This is a genomic window from Nonomuraea sp. ATR24 (genome assembly GCF_041950485.1).
Classification (GTDB): Bacteria; Actinomycetota; Actinomycetes; order Streptosporangiales; family Streptosporangiaceae; genus Nonomuraea; species Nonomuraea ceibae.
In genome coordinates, this window is the sequence record NZ_JBGNUU010000010.1 from 182,922 (window position 1) to 198,380 (window position 15,459).

The 15,459-nt window shown below is 73.8% G+C and carries 16 protein-coding genes; 4 read left to right on the forward strand and 12 right to left on the reverse strand.

Features of this window, described 5'->3' with window-relative positions; genetic code table 11:
- Position 1 precedes the first annotated feature (1 nt).
- The 7 genes from kdpA to ACBI99_RS24690 all read right to left on the reverse strand — a co-directional run bounded on the left by kdpA (position 2) and on the right by ACBI99_RS24690 (position 8,392).
- Complete coding sequence (gene kdpA, locus ACBI99_RS24660) at positions 2–1,663, reverse strand: potassium-transporting ATPase subunit KdpA (protein ID WP_375073585.1); 1,662 nt, start codon at positions 1,661–1,663, stop codon at positions 2–4.
- Entirely contained in the window at positions 1,663–1,752 is a 90-nt protein-coding gene (locus ACBI99_RS24665) for a K(+)-transporting ATPase subunit F (protein ID WP_219517942.1), read from the reverse strand. Before ACBI99_RS24665 ends, kdpA begins: the two co-directional genes overlap by 1 nt.
- 230 nt (positions 1,753–1,982) lie before the next feature.
- Complete coding sequence (locus ACBI99_RS24670) at positions 1,983–2,663, reverse strand: hypothetical protein (RefSeq protein WP_364171682.1); 681 nt, start codon at positions 2,661–2,663, stop codon at positions 1,983–1,985.
- A gap of 16 nt (positions 2,664–2,679) precedes the next feature.
- On the reverse strand, positions 2,680–5,409 hold the full coding sequence (locus tag ACBI99_RS24675; protein ID WP_375073586.1) for an ATP-binding cassette domain-containing protein: 2,730 nt from the start codon (positions 5,407–5,409) through the stop codon (positions 2,680–2,682).
- Positions 5,406–6,602, reverse strand: coding sequence for an OmpA family protein (locus ACBI99_RS24680; RefSeq protein ID WP_375073587.1), 1,197 nt, complete (start codon positions 6,600–6,602; stop codon positions 5,406–5,408). The genes ACBI99_RS24675 and ACBI99_RS24680 overlap by 4 nt, the downstream gene beginning before the upstream one ends.
- A 22-nt stretch (positions 6,603–6,624) precedes the next feature.
- On the reverse strand, positions 6,625–7,749 hold the full coding sequence (locus ACBI99_RS24685; protein ID WP_357583412.1) for a hypothetical protein: 1,125 nt from the start codon (positions 7,747–7,749) through the stop codon (positions 6,625–6,627).
- The gene (locus ACBI99_RS24690) at positions 7,730–8,392 is read right to left on the reverse strand and encodes a hypothetical protein (RefSeq protein ID WP_219518427.1); all 663 of its coding nucleotides are present in this window, start codon (positions 8,390–8,392) and stop codon (positions 7,730–7,732) included. The genes ACBI99_RS24685 and ACBI99_RS24690 overlap by 20 nt, the downstream gene beginning before the upstream one ends.
- Before the next feature lie 328 nt (positions 8,393–8,720).
- Here ACBI99_RS24690 and ACBI99_RS24695 point away from each other — a divergent pair, with 328 nt between their 5' ends.
- The 3 genes from ACBI99_RS24695 to ACBI99_RS24705 are packed head-to-tail and all read left to right on the forward strand — an operon-like array spanning position 8,721 to position 10,676.
- Positions 8,721–9,512, forward strand: a complete 792-nt coding sequence (locus tag ACBI99_RS24695; RefSeq protein ID WP_357583410.1) for an IclR family transcriptional regulator — start codon at positions 8,721–8,723, stop codon at positions 9,510–9,512.
- Positions 9,513–9,570: 58 nt separating this feature from the next.
- Positions 9,571–9,957: a PadR family transcriptional regulator gene (locus ACBI99_RS24700; RefSeq protein WP_375073588.1), complete on the forward strand. Its 387-nt coding sequence runs from the start codon at positions 9,571–9,573 to the stop codon at positions 9,955–9,957.
- On the forward strand, positions 9,954–10,676 hold the full coding sequence (locus ACBI99_RS24705; RefSeq protein WP_375073589.1) for an RDD family protein: 723 nt from the start codon (positions 9,954–9,956) through the stop codon (positions 10,674–10,676). The genes ACBI99_RS24700 and ACBI99_RS24705 overlap by 4 nt, the downstream gene beginning before the upstream one ends.
- Before the next feature lie 16 nt (positions 10,677–10,692).
- Here ACBI99_RS24705 and ACBI99_RS24710 read toward each other — a convergent pair whose 3' ends face one another.
- The 5 genes from ACBI99_RS24710 to ACBI99_RS24730 form a co-directional block, all read right to left on the reverse strand.
- Positions 10,693–11,907 carry an RNA polymerase sigma factor gene (locus ACBI99_RS24710; protein ID WP_375073590.1) on the reverse strand — a complete coding sequence of 405 codons (1,215 nt, stop codon included), beginning with the start codon at positions 11,905–11,907 and terminating at the stop codon, positions 10,693–10,695.
- A complete protein-coding gene (locus ACBI99_RS24715; RefSeq protein WP_219518419.1) occupies positions 11,904–12,239 on the reverse strand; it encodes a YciI family protein in 336 nt (111 codons plus the stop codon). The genes ACBI99_RS24710 and ACBI99_RS24715 overlap by 4 nt, the downstream gene beginning before the upstream one ends.
- Positions 12,240–12,317: 78 nt before the next feature.
- Positions 12,318–13,028, reverse strand: coding sequence for a TetR/AcrR family transcriptional regulator (locus ACBI99_RS24720; protein WP_219518416.1), 711 nt, complete (start codon positions 13,026–13,028; stop codon positions 12,318–12,320).
- Between the two features lie 58 nt (positions 13,029–13,086).
- Positions 13,087–14,037, reverse strand: a complete 951-nt coding sequence (locus ACBI99_RS24725) for a zinc-binding dehydrogenase (protein ID WP_219518413.1) — start codon at positions 14,035–14,037, stop codon at positions 13,087–13,089.
- Positions 14,038–14,040: 3 nt separating this feature from the next.
- Positions 14,041–14,442, reverse strand: coding sequence for a helix-turn-helix domain-containing protein (locus tag ACBI99_RS24730; RefSeq protein ID WP_219518410.1), 402 nt, complete (start codon positions 14,440–14,442; stop codon positions 14,041–14,043).
- 114 nt (positions 14,443–14,556) lie between these two features.
- Between ACBI99_RS24730 and ACBI99_RS24735 the strand changes: the two genes are divergently transcribed.
- The gene (locus tag ACBI99_RS24735; RefSeq protein WP_357583407.1) at positions 14,557–15,456 is read left to right on the forward strand and encodes an NADP-dependent oxidoreductase; all 900 of its coding nucleotides are present in this window, start codon (positions 14,557–14,559) and stop codon (positions 15,454–15,456) included.
- Positions 15,457–15,459: the final 3 nt, after the last annotated feature.

A 15,459-nucleotide genomic window follows, 5' to 3' on the forward strand; every position in this document is an offset into this window, starting at 1 on the left:
GTCAGGACAGTCCTTCTGCGAGCGGGCCGAGCGCGAGCGCCGGGAGGAAGGTGAGGGCGACCAGGACGACGGTCACGCCGACGACCAGGCCGACGAACTGCGGCCGGTGCGTCGGCAGCGTGCCCGCGCCCTCGGGGACGGACGACTGCCGGGCCAGCGAGCCGGCCAGCGCCAGCACCAGGATGATCGGCAGGAACCGGCCGAGAATCATGCACAGGCCGAGCGCCACGTCGTACCAGGGCGTGCTGACCGTGAGTCCGGCGAAGGCCGAGCCGTTGTTGTTGGAGGCGCTGGTGAAGGCGTACAGGACCTCGGTGAGGCCGTGCGGGCCGCTGTTGAGCATGCCCGCGCGCTGTTCGGCCGAGCCCATCGCGAGCGCGGTGCCGGTCAGCACCAGCATCGGGGTGACCAGGAAGTACAGCGAGGCGAGCTTGATCTCGCGGGCGCCGATCTTCTTGCCGAGATACTCGGGCGTGCGGCCGACCATCAGCCCGGCCACGAACACGGTGATCACCGCCAGCACGAGCATCCCGTACAGGCCCGCGCCGACGCCGCCCGGGGCGACCTCGCCGAGCATCATGTTGACCAGCGGCATCATCCCGCCCAGCGGCGTGTAGGAGTCGTGGAAGGAGTTGACCGCGCCGGTGCTGGTGAGGGTCGTCGCCGCGGCGAAGGTCGCCGAGCCGGAGACGCCGAAGCGCAGCTCCTTGCCCTCCAGCGCCGCCCCGGCCGCCTGCGGGACCGTCGCGTCGCCGCTCAGCTCGAACACGTTGGTGAGCACGACGCCGGCCAGCGCGAGCACGCCCATCACCGCGAGGATCGCCCGGCCCTGCCGGAGCTGGCCCACCATCCTGCCGAACGTGCGCGGCAGCGCGAACGGGATGAGCAGGATCAGGAAGATCTCGAACCAGTTCGTCCAGCTCGTCGCGTTCTCGAAGGGGTGGGAGGAGTTGGCGTTGTAGAAGCCGCCGCCGTTCGTGCCCAGCTCCTTGATGACCTCCTGGGAGGCGACCGGGCCGCCGGTGATGTGCTGCACGCCGCCGGTCAGCGTCGTCACCTCGTGCGGGGCGGCGAAGTTCTGCACCAGGCCGCCCGAGACCAGCACCAGCGCGCCGGCGAACGCGATCGGCAGCAGGATGCGCACACAGCCGCGCACCAGGTCGACCCAGAAGTTGCCGATCGTCTCGGCCTTGCGGCGGGCGAACCCGCGCACCAGCGCGACCGCCACCGCCATGCCGACGGACGCCGACACGAAGTTCTGCACCGCCAGGGCCGCCATCTGGACCAGGTGGCCCATCGTGGACTCGCCCGAGTACGCCTGCCAGTTCGTGTTCGTGACGAAGCTGACCGCGGTGTTCCACGCGATGTGGTCGGTGACGGGCTCCATGCCCAGGCTCAGCGGCAGCCTGTCCTGGAGGCGCTGCAACCCGTACACGACGAGCAGGGAGACCAGCGAGAACGCGAGCAGGCTGCGTGCGTAGACCGCCCAGCCCTGCTCGGCGTCGGCGCGCACGCCGAGCAGCCGGTAGAGGACCCGCTCGGCGGCGGTGTGCCTGGCGCCGGTGTAGACGCGGTGCATGTAGTCGCCGAGCGGCCGGTGCACCAGGGCCAGCGCGACGACGAGGGAGACGACGAAGAGCGCCCCCGCGGCTGTCGCGCTCATCAGAACCGCTCCGGGAACAGCAGGGCCATGACCATGAAGGCGACCAGGACCACGACGACCCCGAGACCGATGGCGTTGATCGCGCTCACAGGCGCTCCACCGCCCGCACGACAAGCCCGAAGACCACGAAGATCGCGATCGTCAGGGCGACGAAGACGACGTCGGCCATCCCTGCTCCTCAACTCCGGTTGCTGTGTCAACCGCTCGGGAAGAGCGGTTCACGACCCAGCAAAATCCCGAAATAGAGCGATTCGGCCGATCTTGACGACTTCTGTACGCCCAGCGCGGGTTTATTGACGCGATCCGTACGCCCCCGGCGTCAGGGCTTCCACGTGGTGAACGCGATCTCCAGCTCGACCGGCTCGTACGAGACCCGCATGACGGTCACCAGCGCCACGTGCTTCTCCGTCGTCTCGGCGCAGACCTTGGCGCCCTGCCCCAGGTCCTCCAGGCCGAGCTCCGGCCGCCGGTACTTCTGGTGCGCGAGCAGGTTCGCGCAGTCGGCGGCGGAGGCGGCGGTCGCCGGGGCGATCACGTAGCGGGCCGTCGAGTCGGAGCCGTGGACGTGGTCGTCCTCCAGGATGACCTCGGCCGGGCCGCCCTCCCTGGCGGGGCCCACCAGGATGTCGGAGCCGCCGTGGCCGGGCTTGCCCGTGTCGAGGTCCACCTTGTCGCCGTCGTTGCACACCATCGTCCACGAGCACGGCCGCAGCACGTAGCCGTCGCTGGCGGCGACCACCGCCGGCTGCGTGGCCGCCGCCGACGGCGCGGGCGTGCCGGACGCCGTGGTGGCCAGGGCGGAGGCCACCAGCGGCCACAGCGCGGCGAACATCGACACGATGCCGGCGAGCCAGCCGCACCGCTCCGTCCAGGTCCAGAACGGCGACTCCTGGCCGCCGCCCCCGCCGGAGGCGGCGCGCCGCTTGACCGCGCGGCGGATGGCGAGGATCAGCGCTCCGGCCGCCACGCAGACGATCAGCCAGATGCCCGTCCACAACATGGATGCTTGTCTCCCGTCAGTGACTCTTGGTGAGGCGCCGGGACAGCCAGAACGTGGCCCCGGCGAAACAGGCGAACGTCACGACCCCGAGCGCGGCCAGGTCGAACAGCCACTGGTCGAGGTCGTGCCGCCACAGCGCGTCGGCCGGGGTGCCGGGCGCGCCCAGCTCGCGCAGGCCGAGCGAGGACGCCGCGGCCGCCAGCCCCCAGCGGTCCGGCAGGAGCGCGGCCACGGTGGTGAGCAGCGTATTGCCGGACAGGTCGGCTGTGACGCCGTTCAGCGCGATTTGCGCGATCGAGGTGGCGGTCACCAGGGCGACGGCCTGCTCCAGCCGCCGGGCCGCCACCGAGATGAGCAGGCCCAGCGACATCGACGCCACGGTCAGAGCCGCCAGGTTCACGGCCAGCTCCACCGCCGGGCCGAACGCCAGCGAGTGCGCGGGCCCGGTTCGCACCTGGAGGAACACCACGGTGATCAGCACCGCCTGCGCCACGGCGACCACCGCGTGGACGAGCCAGCGCGACAGCATCACGGCCAGGGCCGGCGTCCCGGTGCGGCGCTCTCTGCGGATGATCGGGTAGTCCGCGACGATCTCGCTGTAGGTGAGCGCCTGGCCGCTGAGCACGCAGAGCGTGGTCAGCAGGCTCAGCGCCGTCGGCGCCGCCGCGCCGCCGAGCCCCGACTCCCCCGCCACGAGCCCGGCCAGGGCCGCCGACCCGGCGGCGATCAGCAGCGGCATCAGCGCCACCGCCGCCCGGCGCGCCCACTCGGCCGCCTTCCGGTCGTCATCCCCCCGGTTGCGCGACGCGCCGCGTGCGACCAGCAACGCGACCTGCCGCAGCACGAGCACCACGAGCTGCCGCGCGAACGTCCGCACCGCCCGCCGCCGCGGCCGCACCCCGCCCGCGCCCGGCCGCCCGGCGGGCTCGGCCCGGGCGGCCCGGGTCGCCTCCGCTTCCGCCTCGGCGGCCGCCGTGCCGGTGGCGTAGCGCTGGGCGGCGGGCAGCGGGTCGTCGGCGAGCGACCTCATCAGGTCGGCGTAACCGGCCGCTCCGAGGGCGGGCCTGACCTGCTCAGGCGGCCCCGAGTAGACCGGCCGCCCGTCGCGGACGACGACGAGGACCTGACCGGCCCGGTCCAGGTGCTCGGTCGCGTGGGTGATCACGATGACCGTGTTGCCGTCCTCGGCGTAGTCCCGCAGCAGCGTCATCAGCTCGCGGTCCATCCCCAGGTCGAGCCCGGAGGTGGGCTCGTCGAGCATGAGCAGCCTCGGCCGGGTGAGCAGCTCCAGCGCGATGGAGACGCGCCGCCGCTGCCCGCCGGAGAGCGTGGAGACGAGCTGGTCGATCTGCTCGCCGAGCCCGAGCCTGGCGCACACCTCGATGACGCGCCGCTCGCGCTCGGGCCGGCGCCACGGGCTGCGCAGCCAGGTGGAGTACGCCAGCAGCCGCCGTACGGTGAGCGTCTGGTAGAGCTCGATCTCCTGCGGCACGAAGCCGAGCTGGTCGCGGATCTGCCGGGCATGGGTCCTGAGGTCGAGGCCGAGGAAGAACAGCTCGCCCCGTTCGGTCTCCAGCTCGCCGAGCAGCGCCGCGAACAGCGAGCTCTTGCCCGCCCCGGACGGGCCGAGAATGGCGAGCAGGGTGTCGTCCCGCTGCACGAACGACATGTTCGTCAGGCGTGACTTGGCCCCGCTCTTGGCGTACACGCCGGAGACGACGAGCGCGCAGCCGCCCAGCGGCCGGTCCGACAGGCCGGTCCCGTCGGCGCTGATGCGATAGCGGTGGTCGGCGAAGTCGAAGCAGTCGCCGGGCCCGAGCGTCGCCGACCTGACCGGCTGCCCGGCGATGAACGGCCCGTGCCCGTACCCGTGGTCCGTCAGCCGAAACAGCGCCCCCTCGCGGCGCAGCGTGAAGTGGCGCGGGGCGGCCGAGACCGCGTCGAGGACGACGTCGGCGGCCGGGTCGGAGCCGAACACCGTGACGTCGCCGAGCGGGATCGACGGCGGCGGCTCCTCGGCGGGCGGCTCCTCCTCAGGCTGGGGGCCCGAGGTCCGGCGCGGCGTCCGGCGCGGGGGCGGCGGGGGCGGCGGGCCGAGGACCGCCCAGCCGGGGATCTCCGGCGCGGGCGAGCTGAGCACGTCGTTGACCCACGCCCCGTACGGGTGGGTGCGCGCCAGCCGCCGCCGGTAACCGGCGAGCCTGCGCTGCGTGTGCTCGTGGACGCGCCGGACGCGGGCCGAGGCCGCGCGCAGGAGCCCGTCGGCCTCCTGGGAGGCGGCGTCGATCCGGCCGTCGAGCGTGGCGAGCTCCGCCCGGGCGTCGCGGGCGGCGGCCCGCGCGGCGCGGACCCGCCTGCCCTGCTCGCGCAGCCGCCGGGTGACGACGACGCGCTCGTCGCGGTCGTCCTCGCCGAGGCGGCGTCGGGTCCGCTCCTCGTCGGGCAGGGGCGCGGAGACGGCGGCCAGCCGCTCCTCGGCCCGTGCCGCCTGCTCCTCGGCCTGCGGTTTGAGCGACGCGGCCACGGCCCGGCGGGCCAGGATCCCGGCGCGCACGGCCTCGTAGCGGAGCCGTTCGTGCTCGAAGGCGTCCTGCGCCCGCCGGATCAGGGCGTCGCGGTGCGGGGTGGTGACCGGGCGGTCCGGTTCGCCGTCCGCCGCGGGTGAGGGGATCTCGGCCCGGCCGTCGCGCCAGCCGTGGTACCAGTCGGTCGCGCGGGCGAGCGGGCCGTATCGGATCGGCGTCATGTGGCCGGGCAGGCGAGGCGGACGACGACCTTGCGGTTGCGGGCGGCCGGGCCGGGCAGCAGTGTGCCGTCGGGGGCGAGGTCGTCGGCCCGGCCCCGCAACTGCTCGCCCCGGCCCTCGGTGGTGATGTCCGCGTCGGGGACGCCGAGCGCGACGAGCTCGCGCTTGACCGCTTCCGCACGCTCGCGCGAGAGGCGGAGGTTGTCGGCCTTGCCGCCCTCGGCCGAGGTGCTGCCGGTGAGCCGGACCTTCAGCCGATCCTTGCCGATGGTGGCGGCCAGGTTGGCGAGCGTCTTCCTGGCCTCGGCGGGCTCCCGGAAGGTCGCCGTCCCCTGCTCGAAGCCGACATGGTTGCCCTCGCTCAGCTCCGCCTCGCCGCAGGCGGTGAACGTGGTGGGCACGGCGGGTGGCACGACGACGGTGACGGCGGGGGTGTCCGTGGCGGCCTTGTGGTGGTTCGGCCTGGCGTCCACGGCGACGCAGGCGGCCCCGCCGGCCCGCGCGATCTCGCGCCAGATGGCCACGATGTTGCGGCGCAGCCCGGGGTGCGGCTCGGGCTGGGGCGTCGCGGTGTAGCCGAGCCCGGACAGCAGCACCGTACGCCCGGTCAGGTCCGGCAGGAGCTTCTTGTCCCGCAGGTACGCGACCACCTGGGCCGGCTCGGCGTCGATCACCTCGCGGAAGTCGAGAGGCGCCACGGTCTGCAGCCCCGGGTCGACGAGCACGACGCTGCCGCCGGGCCCGGTGGCGTCCGCCGCGAGCGAGAGCGCGGTGAGCACGTCCACCTCGGGGGCCTTGGCCCGGGCGCCGGTGCCGAGAGTCCGCTCGACCTCGGTGAGGTAGGCGTTGACGTCGTCCTCCAGGGCGACGTCGTTGCCCGCGTCGCTGGCGAACTCGGTGTCGAAGACCACCTCCGGGGTGCCGTCGAGGCGGATCACGGAGATGTCGTGGCCCGCCTTGGCGGTGCGCCGCATCAGGTCGACGACCTCGGACCTGATCGCGGGCTCCGGGGCGTTCGCGTGCGCGCCCACGGCGAGCGCGAGCGGGCCGCCGCCGGGCAGCTCGCAGCCGAGCGAGGCCGCCGCGTTCCCCGGGCTGCCCTCGCTGCCCGGGCTGCCCTGGCTGTCCGTGCAGGCGGTGAGCGTGAGGCCGGCGAGCAGGGCGGCGGCGATACGGGTGATGGATGCAGGCATCGGTGTCTTCCGTGAACGGGCTCTACTGCCAGGCGTAGGGCCGCAGGTCGGGTTCGAGGATGGCGTCGGTGACGGCCGGGTCCTGGGCGTGCTGCGCGATCAGCACCCGGGCCAGCTGCTTGAGCCGCTCGGCGAGGGCCAGGCGGACCTGGAGCGCGTGCAGCAGCCGCTGCCGCGCGGCCATGAGCTGGTTGGCGTGCGCGGAACGGGCCGCCTCGGCCAGCGCGAGCTCGCGGGCCGCCGTCGCGGCCGCCCCGAGCGCCTGCCGGTGTACGCGCGCCGCCCTGCCGTACGCCGACCGGAGCGGGTTGTGCGTGAGATACGCGCCGACGGCCGCGACGATGCCGGTGCCGACGAAGAACGCGAGGAAGAACAGCGCGGGCATCAGCGCGCCGCCGTCGTCCGGCGGGGCCTCGGCGCCGAACGCCGGGCGTCGCGCGGTGATCGTGAGCCGGGCCAGGAAGGCGGCGGCCCCGAACACGGCCCACCCCAGGACGCAGAGCACGGCCAGCGGCAGGCTCACCCCCGCCGAACCGGCCCGGATGTCGCGGAACATGCACCCGGCGGCATGCGCCAGATAGATCACGATCGCGGTGAATCCGACCACGACCGCCGAGGTGACGACGTCGCCCTCACCGCGCATGAGCAGCTTCACCACCTCCAGGAACGCCGCCCAGTCGGCCGCCACCGCCGCCGCGAGCGCCGCCGCGTGCAGCAGCAGCGGCCCCAGCGGCCGGCCCGCCATCAGCGCCGGGTCCGCGTGGCCCCGGGCGCCCCAACCGGCCTCCCCGCCGGGGGACAGCCGCGACCGGGCCGCGTCCAGGGCCGCGCGGGCGTCCGCCAGCCGCTCACGGGCGTCCTCCTCGGCGGGCCGGCTCCCGGCCACCGCCGCGTCGGCCACGCCCAGCCGGGTGGTCGCCTCCGCGCAGTAGGCCGCGTACTCGGCCTGGACCTCCTGCTCCCAGCGCGCCGACATGGCGTTGACCAGGTTGTCGAGCGAATGCCCTGTGGCCTCGTCCACCCCGCCGGGGGCCAGCCCCTCCACCAGGAACGTGATCTCGGCGCGCGCGGCCTCCTCGTCGACGTCCGGGGGGACGAACGGGCCGGGTTCGGGCGCGCCCGCGCGCCTAGGGCGCCATCGTGCCATCCGGGACCTCTCCTCCTCGTGTGCGTACATGTCCGTTCACCCACGGGCGGCGCTCGTGCGCGTCCGTCTGCGGGTGGTCGTGCGCCTGCGGCTCGGGGCGGTCCTCCTCGGCCCAGGCGGGCAGTTCGGGGGCGAGCAGGTCCAGGCGCGCGTTCAGCTCGGGGCCGCGCGGGTGCGTGCGGACGAGCTGTTGCAGGTACGCCGCCACGCGCCGGCTGGTGAACTCGTGAATGCGCCGGACCCGCGCCCGGTTGCCCGCCTCCGCACGGGCGAGCTCCTGCGTGACCGCCTCCACCTCGCGGACCGCCGCGGCGAGCCGGCTCTCGGCCGCCGCCCAGACGGTCTCGGCGGCGGCGCACCGCCTGGCGTGGTCGGCCTGCCGCCGCGCCCGTACCAGGGAGCCGGGCCGCCCGTCCCTGATGGTCTCCGCGAGCCGCCGCTCGTCCGGGTCCGGGACCCAGGTGCGGGCCTCCACCCAGGCCAGCCGGGCGACGCGGGCCGTGTGCTCGGCCGCCTGCCGCCGTTCGCGGGCCTCGGCCAGCCTCGCGCGCAGGGCGCCGGAGCGGGCGAGCCAGGCGCCGCGCTCGTGGTCGATCTGGTCGCGGGCGAGATGGCGCAGGTATTCGATTTTCGGCGTGACCACGACGGCCTTTTCGGCTTCACCGATAGCCGGAATGCGGCGACGTCCGTCCCGGAATCCCTGATAGGCGTCCCACAACCGGAGTAAGAACCCGTAACGGATCGGCTTGGCAGGCGGATCCGCCCATTCCCCCATCCGGAACCTCCCGCCAGATAATTCCCAAATAGGGCATATGGCCCGATCGGGTGAAAAGCAACTTCACGTATACGTGTGGAACACTATGCGTGATACGCGAGCCGCACATGAAGTACGATCCCGCCCAGCGGGAAACGCACTGGCCCACCTGGGACGATGCGGATCAGGACGCGAATCGGGACTGAGTGGAGACTCAATGACGGGGAACGGCAAGGGCCCCCGGACGTCGGCCGCGGGCAAGGCCATGTCAATCTTCCGGGCCTTCACCGGCGACCAGCTCGAACTGACGCTGAGAGAAGTCTGCGACCGCACGAACATGACGTCGAGCACCGCCCACCGCTGGCTGCAGGACCTCGTGGCCCACGGCGCGCTCGTCCAGTCGCCGTCGGGGCGATATTCGCTGAGCAAACTCATGTGGGAGATCGGCACCCGTTGCCCGCGCGCCTCCATCATGCGCGAGGTCGCCATGCCGTTCCTGCAGAACCTTTATCACATCACCCGGGGACACGTGCTGCTCGCGATGCCCGCCGGTGACGAGGCGCTGCTGGTGGAAAGGCTTTCCAAGAGCCTTCCCGTCAAACCGGTCGGCCGCGTGGGCGGACGCCTCCCGCTGCACGCCACCGGCGTCGGGAAAGCCATTCTCGCCTATTCACCGGCGGACGTGCGGAAAAGAATTCTCAGCCGGAACTTGACCGCTTACACCTGTCACACGATCACCTCTCCGCAGCGTTTGCGAGAGGATTTGACCGGCATTCGCGAACGCGGTTACGCCACCTGTTACCAGGAACGCCAATTGGGCGTCGACTCCTACGCGTTCCCTGTTTTCGAGTACGGCACGGAAAGCGTCGTCGTGGCCGCCGTCTCGGTGCTCGTGGAGGTGCGGTCGCGCGAGCCCGACGGCCTGCTCGACGCGCTCCGGCCCGCGGCGCTCCAGATCTCCCGCGCCCTGCGCAAACTCCCCCTCCACCACCCCTTCGACGGCCTCTGACCCACCCAGCTCGACCACATACCTTGTCGCGCAAGGCATCGGGTCGTACATTGCTCGTATGGCCGAAGACACCGAAAGGGCGCAGGGGTCGGCGACCATCGCGCGCCTGCGCCGCGAGCTGGCCCGGGGCACGACCGAGCTGGCCGTGCTGTCGGTGCTCAGCGTCCGCCGCCGCTACGGCTACGAGCTGCTGAAAGTGCTGGGCCGAGCGGGCGAGGGAGTCCTGGAGGTCAAGGAGGGCACCCTCTACCCCCTGCTGCACCGCCTGGAGGACTCGGGCCACATCGTGGCGACCTGGGAGGCCGAAGGGCGGGCCAGGCCGCGCAAGTACTACGTGATCACGCCCGACGGCCGCGCCTACCTGGCGATGCTGCGCACCGAGTGGGGCGGCCTGGTCGACGCGATGCGGCAGCTACTCGACACACTTGGCGAGGTGGATCAGTGAGCGACGCGAAGCAGACGATCGACGACTACACCGGGCGGGTCGTCCGCCGGTTACCCGCCTCCGAACGCGACCGGGCGAAGGCGGAGCTCGACGCCCACCTGTCCGACGCGGCCGAGGCGGGCGAACTGGCGGAGGCGCTGACCCGGCTCGGCCCTCCGGAGGAGGCGGCGGCCTCGTTCGCCGGGTCAGGGGCCGCGCCGCCCAGTCCGGTGAACAGGCGGTTCGCCGCCGTGGCCGTCGACAACCTGCCGCTCGCCGGCGTCACGATCGCGCTGCTCGCGCAGGGGATCGCCCGGGTGACACAAGAGGGGGTCGGCTTCGCGCTGGCGTTCCCGCCGTTCGTGTCCGTCAAAATCGGCGACGCGTGCGTGTCGATCGCGCCGGTGCAGTGCGCCTCCAACGCCTACGCGGACGCGGGGGCGCTCTACAGCGTGGGCGTGCCGCTGGCCCTGGCCTGGTCGATCCTCGCCCTCGGGCTGCTGGAGGCGTGGACCGGCACGACCCCGGGCAAACGGCTCATGCGGCTGCGGGTGGTGACCGAGACCGGGCTGCGCGTCCATCCGGTCACCGCGATCGTGCGGCGGCTCAGCCTGCTGCTGGGGCCATTCGCCTGGGTGGATTGGGCGCCCGTGGCGTGGGGCGACCGGCGGCGGCTGCTCGACCGCCTCACCGAGACCAAGGTCGTCAGCGCCACCGCCCCGGCCACGCGGCGTGAGTGATCCGTCGCGGCATCGGTCAGAGGGAGTGTTCGGCGGCGCGGTCGAGGAGGGCGCGGCGTTCCGGGTCGCTGTGGGCGACGGCCGCCGCCCGGCGGAACAGGTCGGCTGCGCGGGCGTGGTCGCCGCTCCGGGCGGTGAGGTCGGCCTCCGCGGCGAGCGCGAGCGGGTGGTCGTCGAGCGCGCCGCCCTCCCGGGCGAGGGCCAGCAGCGCGAGCCCGGCCTGCGGTCCGTGCGCGTAGCCGTGCGCGACGGCGCGGTTGAGCTCGACCACGGGCGTGGAGCGCAGCCGGGACAGCGCGTCGTAGCAGCGGGCGATCTCCGCCCAGTCCGTGGCGGACGCCGTCGGCGCGGTGGCGTGGCAGGCGGCGACGCGCGCCTGCAACCCGTACGGGCCGTCCTGGTCGGCGTCGGCCAGCGCGGCCAGGCCCTCGGCGATCGCGGCCCGGTCCCAGCGGGTCCGATCCTGCCGTTCCAGGGGGACGAGGCGGCCCTCGGCGTCGCGGCGGGCGGCGCGCCGGGAGTGTTGCAGGAGGAAGAGCGCCAGCAGCGCCGGCACCTCGCGCCGCCCCGGCATGAGCCGGCGCAGCAGCCGCGCGAGCCGGATCGCCTCGTCGGCGAACGCGGGGTCGCCGTCGGCGTTGTAGCCCTGCGTGAACAGCAGGTAGAGCACGGCCAGGACGCCGGGCAGCCGTTCGTCCAGCGCCGGGCCGCTCGGCACCCGGTACGGGATGCCCGCGCCGGCGATCTTCGTCTTGGCCCTGGTCAGGCGGCGGGTCATCGCCGATTCCGTGACCAGGAAGGCCCGCGCGAGGTCCGCGGTCGGCACCGCGCAGACGGTCCGCAGCGTCAGCGCCACGCGCGACTCCAGGGCCAGGGCCGGATGGCAGCATGTGAAGACGAGCCTCAGCCGGTCGTCCACGACCTCCTCCTTCCCGCCGTCGCCGGGGCCGGTCCCGTCCGGTGTGAGCGCGGCCAGCTCCGCCAGCTTGCGGCGTTCGACGGTGGCGCGGCGCAGCGCGTCGATCGCGCGGTTGCGCGCCACCGTCATGAGCCAGCCGCCGGGATTGTCGGGTGTGCCCTCCTGTGGCCACCGCTGCACGGCCTGGGCCAGCGCTTCCTGGGCGCAGTCCTCGGCCAGGGTCCAGTCGCCGGTGACGCGGATCAGCGTGGCGACGATGCGCCCGTAGGCGTCGGCGGCCACCTCCTCAAGGCGATCCAGGCGGCCCGTCACTGCTCGAATTCGGCGAACGGCCGCAGCTCCAGCCGTCCGGCGCGGGCCATCGGGTGCGTGCGGGCGACCTCGATCGCCTCGTCCAGGTCGGCGCATTCGAGCAGGTCGAAGCCCACGATCACCTCTTTGGTCTCGGCGAACGGGCCGTCGCTGAGGATGAGCTCGCCGGCGCGGACCCGGACGGTGGTCGCCGCGCTCTCCGGGGCCAGCACCGCACCCCGTACGCGCCTGCCGCGGGCGTCGTTCTCCGCCACCCAGACGTCGATGTCGGGCCAGTCGGACCGGTCGGTGTCGGGCTCGGCGTCACTGCAGACGAACATCATGTACTTCATCGTGCGCTCCTTCGGTCGTGCGTTCACCAGGGTGACGAACGGGGGCGCCGCTTCCGGACAGGTGGGCCGGGAAAATTTTCAGCCGCCCGGGTAGTCGAGGGCGAGCATGCCCGCCAGGTCGCGCAGGCACTCCTCGAAGACGGGCTCCAGGTCGGTGTAGGCGAAGTCGAGCTGGTGCAGGACTTCCATGCACAGCAGCCCGTACAGCCTGATCCAGCACGACAGGAAGACGTGGACGGCCTCCGGCGGGAGCGCGCCGCCGATGCCTTCGGAGAAGGCGGTGAGCTGGTCGCGCAGCGAGCCGGGCAGGTCGGCGGGCACCGGGAACGGGCGCGTCCGCCACAGCTCGACGGTCAGGTCGAGCAGGACCTGCTCGAAGCGGGTCGCGGCCTGGTGGCGGACGGAGTCGCGGCGCAGGTTGGGCGGGGCGATCGGGCTGGCGAAGATCCAGCCGAACTCTGCGGGGTGGCCGACCGCCCAGGCGCGCATGGCGCGGCAGGCGGCGATCAGGCGGACGGCGACCGGCTCGCCCGCGTGGGCGTCGCGGGCCTGCTCCATCGCGGCGGCCAGCTCGCGGAAGAAGCCCGCGGTCACCGCGCCGACCAGCTCGTCGTGGCTGGCGTAGTAGTGGTAGAGGGCGGGGCCGCTCATGCCGATCTCGCGGGCCACCGCGTTGATGGTCACCGCGGCCGTGCCCTGCTCGACCAGCAGTTTGCGCGCGGCCTCGTGGATCTCGTCGAGGGTGGCCTGGCGCAGCCTCTCCCGCCGGCTGGTGGTGGGTGTGGACATCGTCACCTTCCTCAGGGGAGCCGCCTCAGTCTATGGCATCTATGTTTCCTTAACGGCTCTAAGCCACGGTCAGCAGGGTCTTGCCGGTCGTGGCGCGGGCCTCGATCGCCCGGTGCGCCTCGGCGGCCCCGTCCAGCGGGTAGGTCTGGCCGATGACCGGGCGCAGCCGCCCGGCCGCGGCGTGGGCCAGCGCCTCCTCGGCGAGAGCGCGGATCTCGGCCGGGGTGGGCACACTGCGCGGGACGACGGTCACGTGGGCGGCCGGCTCGGTCCAGGAGCCTGACGCCATGCCGTACAGGCAGGCCCGGCCACCGGGCCGCACGGCCTGCATGCCCCGCGTGCCGGTCTCGCCGCCGACCCCGTCGAAGACCACGTCGACGCCGCCGCCGGACCGCTCGGCGACGGCGCGCTCCCAGCCCGGCTCGGAGTAGTCCACGTAGGCGTGCGCGCCCAGCGAGGTCACCAGCCCGGCCTTGCCCGGCCCCCGGGCCGCGCCGATCACCTTGGCCCCGGCGGCCGCCGCAAGCTGGACCAGCAGGCTGCCGACGCCGCCGCCGGCCGCCTCGACCAGCACCCATTCGCCCGGCCGCACCTCGGCCTGCCGGTGGACGAGCACCGCCGTCCTGCCGTCGGCCAGCAGCGCCACCGCGTCACGCAGCGACACGCCCGCAGGGACCTGGGTGAGGTCGTCGGCGCGGGCCACGGCGAGCTCCGCGTAGCCGCCGGTGCCGCCCGTCGTGGTCACCACGGTCGTGCCGGCCAGCGCGGGGTCGGCCTGCGGGCCGACGGACAGCACCCGCCCGCCCACGCCGTTGCCGGGGACGCGCGGCAGCTCGGGCGCCGACCCGGCCGCGGGCCCGGTGCCCGCCCGCACCTGCGTCTCGACGAACGTGATGCTCGCGTACGCGACGGCCACCAGCACCTGGCCGGGCCCCGGCACCGGGTCGGGGACCTCGCGGACGCGCAGCACCTCCGGCCCGCCCAGCCGGTCCATCACCACAGCGCGCATGGCCTACTCCTCCGCGTCGTACTGTTCGCGAGCCGCTCTGACCTGGTCGATATGGGTTTCGGCCCATTCTTTCACCGCGACGATCAAGCCGCTCAGGCTGGCCCCGAGCTCGGTGAGCCGGTAGTCCACGCGTACCGGGACCGCCGGGGTCACCGTGCGCGCGACCAGGCCGTCACGCTCCAGGGAGCGCAGCGTCTGGGTGAGCATCTTCTGGCTCACGCCGGGGATCTTGCGGCCCAGGTCGCTGTAGCGCATCGTGCCCTGCTCGCGCAGCGCGCTGAGGATCAGGCTCACCCACTTGTCGCTGATGCGGTCGAGCAGCTGGCTGGTCGGGCAGTCCTTGAGGTAGGCGTCGTACGCGACACGCTCGTCGGCGCGGCGTTCGGCGGCCGTCCGGGTTGCCATGGCGCACCTCCGGGTCCCGTACGCACTTGCGGGTGCGTACTTTCCAAAAGAGAGTAACACCCTCTACGTTCGCAGCAGGCGGACAGACCGCTACTGCGAACAGGGGAGCAACCCATGCGTGCGGCAATCGTGAAGTCCTTCGGCGGCCCGGAAGCCGTGGAGATCGTCGAGGTGCCGGTGCCCGCGCCCGGCCCCGGCCAGGTCCGCGTCAAAGTCGCCGCCGCCGCGCTGAACCCGGTCGACGCCGGGGTGCGCGCCGGCGCCTTCGGCGACGCGGGGCCGGTCGGGCTCGGCTGGGACCTGGCCGGGACGGTCGACGCGGTGGGCACGGGAGTCACCGGGCCCGCCGTCGGCGACGCGGTCGTGGGCCTCGTCTACGGGCCGGTCAAGCCGCTCGGCTCGCACGCCGAGTACGTGGTGCTGGACGCGGACGCGGTGGCCGCCGCGCCCCGGTCGGCAGACAGCGCGCACGCCGCGACGCTGCCGCTCAACGGGCTGGCCGCGGCCCAGGCCGTGGACCTGCTGGCGCTCGAACCTGGGGCCTCCGTGCTCGTCACCGGCGCGGCCGGCGGCCTGGGCGGATACGCCGTGGCGCTGGCCCGGCTCGCCGGGCACCGGGTCACCGCGATGGCCTCCCCTGCCGACGAAGACCTGGTGCGCTCGTTCGGCGCCGACGACTTCCTGCCCCGCTCCGCGACGGACGACCCGGCCGCGTCGTTCGACGGGGTGGTGGACGCCGCGGTGATCGGGGCGCCCGCGCTGGCCTTCGTCCGGGACGGGGGCGCGTACACCGGGGTGATTCCCGGGGCGCAGCCCGGCGAGGTGCGCGGGATCCGGACCGGCGCGATCGAGGTGCGCCCCGACGGCGCACGCCTGGCGGAGCTCGTCAGGCTGGCCGACGATGGCCGCCTGCGGCTGCGGGTGGCCGCGACGTACCCGCTGGCGCGGGTCCGGGACGCGCACGCCCGTCTGGACCGCGGCGGCCTGCGCGGCAGGCTGGTCCTGGTGCCCTGAGCA

Excerpts from the sequence above, each read along its gene's own strand:
- ACBI99_RS24675 (WP_375073586.1), bottom strand. The coding sequence starts at position 5,409 with ATGACGCCGATCCGATACGGCCCGCTCGCCCGCGCGACCGACTGGTAC.
- kdpA (WP_375073585.1), bottom strand. The coding sequence starts at position 1,663 with ATGAGCGCGACAGCCGCGGGGGCGCTCTTCGTCGTCTCCCTCGTCGTC.
- ACBI99_RS24715 (WP_219518419.1), bottom strand. The coding sequence starts at position 12,239 with ATGAAGTACATGATGTTCGTCTGCAGTGACGCCGAGCCCGACACCGAC.
- ACBI99_RS24680 (WP_375073587.1), bottom strand. The coding sequence starts at position 6,602 with ATGCCTGCATCCATCACCCGTATCGCCGCCGCCCTGCTCGCCGGCCTC.
- ACBI99_RS24735 (WP_357583407.1), top strand. The coding sequence starts at position 14,557 with ATGCGTGCGGCAATCGTGAAGTCCTTCGGCGGCCCGGAAGCCGTGGAG.
- ACBI99_RS24670 (WP_364171682.1), bottom strand. The coding sequence starts at position 2,663 with ATGTTGTGGACGGGCATCTGGCTGATCGTCTGCGTGGCGGCCGGAGCG.
- ACBI99_RS24730 (WP_219518410.1), bottom strand. The coding sequence starts at position 14,442 with ATGGCAACCCGGACGGCCGCCGAACGCCGCGCCGACGAGCGTGTCGCG.
- ACBI99_RS24720 (WP_219518416.1), bottom strand. The coding sequence starts at position 13,028 with ATGTCCACACCCACCACCAGCCGGCGGGAGAGGCTGCGCCAGGCCACC.
- ACBI99_RS24725 (WP_219518413.1), bottom strand. The coding sequence starts at position 14,037 with ATGCGCGCTGTGGTGATGGACCGGCTGGGCGGGCCGGAGGTGCTGCGC.
- ACBI99_RS24685 (WP_357583412.1), bottom strand. The coding sequence starts at position 7,749 with ATGGCACGATGGCGCCCTAGGCGCGCGGGCGCGCCCGAACCCGGCCCG.
- ACBI99_RS24700 (WP_375073588.1), top strand. The coding sequence starts at position 9,571 with ATGGCCGAAGACACCGAAAGGGCGCAGGGGTCGGCGACCATCGCGCGC.
- ACBI99_RS24695 (WP_357583410.1), top strand. The coding sequence starts at position 8,721 with ATGACGGGGAACGGCAAGGGCCCCCGGACGTCGGCCGCGGGCAAGGCC.